Here is a 6,726-nt window from a genome sequence, read left to right as displayed (position 1 = left end):
TTAGGGATGACAATAAAAAACCCCGCCAGGCGGGGTTTTAAGTTTAACGGGCTAATCCTAATCGCGGGATCTCTATCGCCGGACAGCGATCCATCACCACGTTTAGACCGGCGTCTCGGGCGAGAACAGCCGCCTGTTCATTGATTACCCCCAACTGTAGCCATAGCGTTTTCGCACCGATAGCCACTGCCTCCTGGGCGACGCCCCAGGCCGCTTCTGAGTTACGGAAAACATCGACCATATCCACTTTTTCCGGCACGTCAGCAAGCGTGGCATACCCTTTTTGCCCCAGCAGCGTGGTACCCGCAACCTTAGGGGAAACGGGAATGACGTGATACCCCTGCTCCAGAAGATACTTCATCACCCGATAGCTTGGGCGGTCAGGTTTGTCACTTGCCCCCACCAGGGCGATAGTCCGTGTCGAGGTCAAAATACCTGCGATATCGTTTTCTTTCATCATCATCCTCCTGCTATTTAGCCCAAGTGTATGCTAATCCGGATGAACCCGCATGAGTCCTGACCTGCAGATGCGTCAAATTTTTTCATCCCGACGCTTGCAGCAACAGTGACTTCCAGTAATCTGTCTACAGGCCAAAATGTGGAATGAAATGATGGAACTAACAACACGTACCTTGCCAGCACGCAAGCATATTGCGCTGGTTGCTCACGATCACTGTAAAGATATGCTGATGAAGTGGGTCGAGCGCCACCAGCCATTGCTGGCGCAACACACGCTCTCGGCGACAGGAACGACCGGAAATCTGGTGTCACGCGCAACCGGGCTGGAGGTGCATGCGATGCTGAGTGGTCCCATGGGCGGCGACCAGCAGGTGGGTGCGCTGATTTCAGAAGGTAAAATCGATGTATTGATTTTTTTCTGGGATCCGCTAAATGCCGTGCCGCACGACCCGGATGTTAAAGCGTTATTACGTTTGGCGACGGTATGGAATATTCCCGTCGCCACCAATGTCTCAACCGCCGACTTTATTATCCAGTCCCCGCACTTCAGCGACCCCGTTGATATCCTGATCCCTGATTATCAGCGCTACCTTGCAGAGCGTCTGAAATAAGCCCCGCTGGCGGCCACGCCGCCAGCCATCATGGCTTTCTTGCTACCGGGACATCCAGCGCCTCTAGCATTTCAACAAACGGCGAAGGTTGCTCTTTATTAAACAACAGCCATACGCGCAGGCGGGCGCGGGTGATGGCGACATACAGCAAACGCCTCTCTTCGGCATCGGGAAAATCCTCCGGCTGCGGTAAGAGCGCCTGCTCCATAATCGACTCACGCGCCGGTGCAGGAAACGCATCATCCCCCTCCTGAAGGCCAAGAATTATGACGTAATCAGCTTGTTGTCCTTTGCTGGCATGAATAGTCATAAAATCGAGCTGCAGATGTGGCCAGCGCGTGGCGGCTTTCTCCAGCGCCGCCGGCTTCAAATGATGATAGCGCGCCAGCAATAAAATCCGCTGCTCTCGTTTGACATAGCCGCTCATTTTATCAAGCAGATCGTCGAGTTTGTCCTCCGCCAATAACGTCACCGCTTTTTTGTCCCCTGCGACCAGGCTGTTTAGTGGTTTCGTTAACTGGTGCGGATTTTGCTGGATAAACCCGTTTGCGATCTCGCCTATCCGGCTATTAAATCGGTACGTCGTATCCAGCGCACAGCAATCCCCTTCGCCAAAATAGTGATTAAAGGCCGTTGTTAAAGAGAGCTGAGCACCGCTGAAACGGTAGATAGCCTGCCAGTCATCGCCAACGGCAAACAGCGTCGTCTGCGTGTTTTGCCGACGTAACGCGGCGAGTAGGGATGCCCGCTGCGGGGAGATATCCTGAAACTCATCCACCAGAATATGCTTCCACGGGCTGACGAACCGCCCTTTATCCAGAATATTGATCGCCTGATGAATCAGGCCGGAGAAATCGACGGCGTTTTCATCTTTTAACGCCGTTTTCCACGCTTTTAGCAGAGGGGCCATCAGCTTAACGCGCTTGCCAAAAAGGTCGCGTACCTCTTCAGGGGCCCCGGCAATCATCTCAGCCTGCGATCCGCCATGCATACGCATCAAGCTAACCCAGCGGTCAAGGCGGCTGGCAACACGACGCTGCAGCTTTTTGTCCTGCCAGAAATCCCCTTCAGGGATCTGCCAGCCCATTTCCTCCTCCAGCCACAATCGCCAGCCTTTCGCCTGCGCTTTTTTCTCCTGGCACTGCTGCTGCCAGCTCTGTACTAAAAGTTTTTGCCGTGCAGCGCTGTCGCTCTCCAGCTTGCTGATCGTCGGGGCTTTTTTACTGCCCTGCTGGATAATGTGCAGGGCAAGGGAGTGAAAAGTACGCGCCGAGATCTCTTCAGTGCCCAGGCGCTCGCGGATGCGCTCATCCATCTCCTGCGCGGCTTGCCGACCAAACGCCAGTAGCAGAATTTGCTCAGCCGCCGCTTCGCCACGGGTCAATAACCAGCCTGCGCGCGCCACTAACACGGAAGTTTTACCGCTTCCGGCACCTGCCAGAACTAATAACGAACGCTCGCCGTTTACGACTGCGCGTGCCTGAGCCGGATTCAACGGCGATGATTCCACTGCGGCAAAAAATCCGCGGTATTGCTCCAGCATGGATTCCGTAAAAGTTTGGTTATGCTCGAGCCTGGCTTTTTCCGTATTACTCAACCAACCCTGGCATTGCCGCCATAGCTCGCGGCAGTTATCAAAAGCATCGAGACGGACTGTCGGCACAGGTAATCCGCTCAGCGCATGGCGTATTTTGCGCTGAATATCGCTTACCTGCTGACGCGTCAACCATTTACCTTCCGCGCTGGAACGCGCCACTTCCGCCAGCTGCTGGCGAAGTACATCAGCGGCGATATCGCTCATTTCCGCGCTCCACTGCTGCCAGAGCGTGTTCAGATGATGGTAAAAACGCTGGGTTTCACTCCATTCGGTACCATGCAAACGCACAACTTTCTCGCCCGGTAGGGTAAACTCCAGCTCCCCCCAAACCAGCCCACGCTTGCAATGAATTGATAATAACTGATTGAAAGGTATAAGATATTCATGGCTATCACCGGAAACCTTTACTCCGGCATTAAGAAGTTGCACCCTGTCATAAGGATGCTGAGCCATACGCTTGCCCAATGTTGTCGCTCTAAGTTCCATATAATGTCGAATTTCAATCAGTTTGGATGTTTTTAAGTTTAACCGCCAGCGACCGGGTGCTCCAGCGTAAAAAACGCTACAATGGCCGTGCCTTATTATCCACCGTATTAAGCAGAGGGTTTATGCGTACCGTTCTGAATATTTTAAACTTTATCCTTGGCGGATTCGCCACCACGCTCGGCTGGCTTCTGGCGACGCTGGTCAGCATTGTGCTGATCTTTACCCTGCCTCTCACCCGCTCCTGCTGGGAGATAACAAAACTCTCTCTTTTTCCCTATGGGAATGAGGCCGTTCATGTCGACGAACTCGATCCTCAGGGAAAGAATAGCCTGCTAAACGCGGGTGGGACACTATTGAATATTTTATGGTTTATTTTCTTTGGCTGGTGGCTGTGTCTGATGCATATCTTTTGTGGTATCGCCCAATGCCTGACTATCATTGGCATCCCGGTTGGCATCGCCAATTTTAAAATCGCCGCTATTGCTTTATGGCCAGTAGGCCGACGAGTCGTCTCCGTCGAGACCGCTCGCGCCGCGCGTGAAGCCAATGCGCGTCGCCGCTTTCAGTAATTGAATGGAATAGAGAAATGCTCACCCCCCTGCTACGCCGCTATACATGGAACAGTGCCTGGTTATATAACATCAGGATATTTATCGCACTCTGCGGCACGACCGCATTTCCCTGGTGGCTTGGCGAAGTAAAACTCACGATTCCTCTAACACTCGGGGTGGTGGCAGCGGCGCTGACCGACCTTGATGACCGCCTGACAGGACGTCTGCGTAATCTGGCCATTACCCTCGTGTGCTTTTTTATTGCTTCAGCCTCAGTGGAACTCCTTTTTCCCTGGCCGTGGTTATTTGCGGCGGGATTAACCGTTTCAACAATCGGTTTTATTTTGCTCGGCGGCCTGGGCCAACGCTATGCCACCATCGCCTTTGGTGCTTTGTTAATCGCCATCTATACCATGCTGGGCGTTACGCTTTACAGCCACTGGTATCTTCAGCCGCTGTTTTTGCTGGCTGGCGCGGTGTGGTACAACTTACTTACCCTCTCCGGACATCTGATTTTCCCTATCCGCCCTCTTCAGGACAATCTGGCACGCAGCTACGAGCAGTTAGCTCGCTATCTGGAGCTTAAATCGCGCCTGTTCGATCCGGATATTGAAGATGAAAGCCAGGCTCCGCTGTATGACCTGGCGATAGCCAATGGCCAGCTTGTGGCCACGCTGAATCAGACCAAAGTTTCCCTGCTGACTCGCCTGCGCGGCGATCGCGGGCAGCGCGGAACGCGTCGCACCTTGCAATATTACTTCGTGGCGCAGGACATCCACGAACGCGCAAGCTCATCGCATATTCAATACCAAACGCTGCGCGATCATTTTCGCTACAGTGACGTGATGTTCCGCTTCCAGCGTATGCTGTCAATGCAGGCGCAGGCCTGCCAGAAACTGTCTCGTTCTATCCTGCTACGCGAACCCTACCTTCATGATACTCACTTTGAGCGCGCTTTTATGCATCTTGACGCCGCGCTCGATCGCGTAAAAGCCAGCGGCGCGCCGGCAGAACAGATTAAGGCGTTGGGATTTTTGCTTAATAACTTACGCGCCATTGACGCCCAGCTGGCGACAATTGAATCCGTCCAGACGACTGTACAGTCCAGTCACAATACGGAAAACCTGTTAGCCGACGATCAACCTGGCAGTTTCAGCGATATCTGGCTGCGCCTGCGCAATAATATGACCCCAGAGTCAGCTCTGTTTCGCCATGCGGTCCGAATGTCATTAGTCCTGTGCGCAGGTTATGCATTTATCCAGTTAACCGGACTAAACCACGGTTACTGGATATTGCTGACCAGCCTGTTCGTATGCCAGCCAAACTATAACGCCACTCGTCACCGGCTGGCGCTAAGGATAATCGGTACGCTCATCGGCGTAGCGATTGGCCTGCCGGTACTGCTTCTCGTCCCTTCCGTCGAAGGCCAGCTGCTTTTAATTGTCCTGACCGGCGTGCTGTTCTTCGCATTCCGTAATGTGCAGTACGCCCATGCGACCATGTTCATTACCCTCCTGGTTTTGCTGTGCTTTAACCTCCTGGGGGAAGGTTTCGAAGTCGCCCTACCGCGTATATTTGATACGCTGATCGGCTGCGCTATCGCCTGGGCCGCAGTCAGCTTTATTTGGCCAGACTGGAAGTTCCGCAACCTGCCCCGAGTACTTGAACAAGCAATCAATGCCAACTGCCGATATTTAGATGCCATACTCGAGCAATATCATCAGGGGCGCGACAACCGTCTTGCCTATCGTATTGCGCGAAGAGCGGCGCACAGCAGGGACGGTGAGCTGGCATCCGTTGTATCAAACTTATCAACGGAACCCAGAGCGGGCTCGCAAATGCGGGAAACCGCTTTTCGGTTGTTATGCCTGAACCACACTTTTACCAGCTATATCTCCGCCCTGGGCGCGCACAGGGAAAAGCTGACAACGCCAGATATCCTGGCGCTGCTGGACGATGCCGTTTGTTATGTTGATGACGCGCTGCACCACTCACCGGCCGATGAACAGCGGGTACAGCAAGCGTTAACAAGCCTGCAAACCCGGATACAGCATCTTGACCCTCGTGCCGATAGCAAAGAGCCGTTAGTGCTTCAACAAATCGGGCTGCTACTGGCGCTGCTGCCAGAGATTTGCCGGCTACAGCAACAGGTTGAGATTCAACCCGAATAGCTCTCACTCTCCCGCATTTGTTCCGTTGCCCACGTCTCAAGCTCCTGACGCTGCTGCGTCGGGAGCGTGGCCGCATGGACGCCTTCAATAGCCCCCTGTAAGGAATAAAGAATATTCACCGTTAGCGCTTTATTTATTTTTCGTAACCTCAACCAGGCTTCTTTGGCCCCAATCTTACGCAGCATTAATTCATCCGTAATGCCTGAATTAATCAACTGTAGCTCCATATGAAAACTGATATTTGGCAAATTTTTTAATCTTCCGGAATGTCGCTGCCGATGTTTTTCATGACGCGCGCTCTGTAATGACAGCGCCGATAAATGAAAAAGCATTTTGCTATCGCGCCAAAGTTCCTCATCTATATGATAATACTTCAGCGCGACCAGACGACCATTCTTCTGCATCTTCAACAGCGGGTTTTTATGCGCCACGCGGTACTCCGCGCTCTGCTCGCAAACCCGAAGATAGATTTCCCCCTCAGCCATCATGGCAAACACGGTATTATCTATCGCCAGGCTATAGCCACCAAATAAGGGCCGACAGCTTATTTTTCCTAATGGAGACAAACATGCCCGAAACTGATGGATCCTAAGACATATAACTTTCTTCATGATTATTCCTTTGTTAATCATGTAAATAAGACATAAATGTGCTAACGGATCCGTTAAAAGAGAAAATAAGTGACTTCCCTTCATGCGGCAACATGAATTATCTATTCATTTTAATCGGCGTGTTTTTTTGCGAGCCGCTTTCAGAAAATAGTCTTTTGATGAAGTTAAATCCGGGAAAGATAAAATGCTTAATTAATATTCATCACAGTAGCATACAGAGAGCAGGGCATCCCTGTTCGC

At 52.3% G+C, this 6,726-nt stretch carries 6 protein-coding genes; 3 read left to right on the top strand and 3 right to left on the bottom strand.

The genetic code is table 11. From position 1 onward, the window contains the following. Positions 1 to 43: 43 nt before the first annotated feature. Entirely contained in the window at positions 44 to 457 is a 414-nt protein-coding gene (locus FQK12_RS21305; RefSeq protein ID WP_014228669.1) for a CoA-binding protein, read from the bottom strand. 154 nt (positions 458 to 611) lie between these two features. Here FQK12_RS21305 and mgsA point away from each other — a divergent pair, with 154 nt between their 5' ends. Beyond that, the gene (gene mgsA / locus FQK12_RS21300; protein WP_014228668.1) at positions 612 to 1,070 is read left to right on the top strand and encodes a methylglyoxal synthase; all 459 of its coding nucleotides are present in this window, start codon (positions 612 to 614) and stop codon (positions 1,068 to 1,070) included. 28 nt (positions 1,071 to 1,098) lie between these two features. Here mgsA and helD read toward each other — a convergent pair whose 3' ends face one another. Beyond that, entirely contained in the window at positions 1,099 to 3,153 is a 2,055-nt protein-coding gene (gene helD / locus FQK12_RS21295; protein WP_014228667.1) for a DNA helicase IV, read from the bottom strand. Positions 3,154 to 3,275: 122 nt separating this feature from the next. On the opposite strand from helD, the gene FQK12_RS21290 reads away from it, so the two are divergent. Beyond that, positions 3,276 to 3,722, top strand: coding sequence for a YccF domain-containing protein (locus tag FQK12_RS21290; RefSeq protein WP_004849527.1), 447 nt, complete (start codon positions 3,276 to 3,278; stop codon positions 3,720 to 3,722). A gap of 17 nt (positions 3,723 to 3,739) precedes the next feature. Then, positions 3,740 to 5,875 (top strand): YccS family putative transporter, encoded by a 2,136-nt coding sequence (gene yccS, locus FQK12_RS21285; protein WP_014228666.1) that lies wholly within the window; start codon positions 3,740 to 3,742, stop codon positions 5,873 to 5,875. Here yccS and FQK12_RS21280 read toward each other — a convergent pair. After that, on the bottom strand, positions 5,863 to 6,486 hold the full coding sequence (locus tag FQK12_RS21280; protein ID WP_014228665.1) for a TfoX/Sxy family DNA transformation protein: 624 nt from the start codon (positions 6,484 to 6,486) through the stop codon (positions 5,863 to 5,865). The genes yccS and FQK12_RS21280 overlap by 13 nt on opposite strands. Between the last annotated feature and the right edge of the window lie 240 nt (positions 6,487 to 6,726).

Origin of the sequence: Klebsiella sp. ME-303 (assembly GCF_007910085.1) — a bacterium.
Lineage (GTDB): Bacteria > Pseudomonadota > Gammaproteobacteria > Enterobacterales > Enterobacteriaceae > Klebsiella > Klebsiella michiganensis.
This window is presented reverse-complemented; position numbering and strand designations above follow the sequence as displayed.

What these genes read in the sequence shown, in the direction of transcription:
- yccS (WP_014228666.1), top strand. Translation starts at nt 3,740, where the DNA reads ATGCTCACCCCCCTGCTACGCCGCTATACATGGAACAGTGCCTGGTTA.
- mgsA (WP_014228668.1), top strand. Translation starts at nt 612, where the DNA reads ATGGAACTAACAACACGTACCTTGCCAGCACGCAAGCATATTGCGCTG.
- FQK12_RS21290 (WP_004849527.1), top strand. Translation starts at nt 3,276, where the DNA reads ATGCGTACCGTTCTGAATATTTTAAACTTTATCCTTGGCGGATTCGCC.
- FQK12_RS21305 (WP_014228669.1), bottom strand. Translation starts at nt 457, where the DNA reads ATGAAAGAAAACGATATCGCAGGTATTTTGACCTCGACACGGACTATC.
- FQK12_RS21280 (WP_014228665.1), bottom strand. Translation starts at nt 6,486, where the DNA reads ATGAAGAAAGTTATATGTCTTAGGATCCATCAGTTTCGGGCATGTTTG.
- helD (WP_014228667.1), bottom strand. Translation starts at nt 3,153, where the DNA reads ATGGAACTTAGAGCGACAACATTGGGCAAGCGTATGGCTCAGCATCCT.